The sequence below is a fragment of the Citrobacter sp. TBCS-15 genome (genome assembly GCF_005280815.1).
Classification (GTDB): Bacteria; Pseudomonadota; Gammaproteobacteria; order Enterobacterales; family Enterobacteriaceae; genus Citrobacter; species Citrobacter werkmanii.
In genome coordinates, this window is sequence record NZ_SZWK01000230.1 from 1 (window position 1) to 309 (window position 309).

Here is a 309-nt window from a genome sequence, read left to right on the forward strand (position 1 = left end):
AATAGAGGAGAACAAAATGAAAGATACAGTAAAAACTTTAATGATGGTTGCAGGTGTCGGCTTTACACTTATCGCTATCACTTGGATAGGTATGCTTGCGACGTTGCTTATTGCATGGATTGGGGGTAACATCTAATGAATTATGGTACAAATAAGCACTATGCCAATGAATACGGTATGGAACTTAACGAATACTTTAAACATCATTTTAACTATGAAGAGCTTGCAGGCTGGTATACAATGCAGGTATTAAAGTATCTAGTGAGAGCTGGCAAGAAAGAGGGTGAAAGCTACGACAAAGACCGTAAC

Annotated in this window: 1 protein-coding gene; it reads left to right on the forward strand. The window is 38.2% G+C overall.

What is annotated here, in order from left to right:
- Window positions 1-135: 135 nt before the first annotated feature.
- Window positions 136-309: DUF3310 domain-containing protein (locus tag FDW96_RS26115; RefSeq protein WP_137365791.1), on the forward strand; the 174-nt coding region annotated here is incomplete at its 3' end.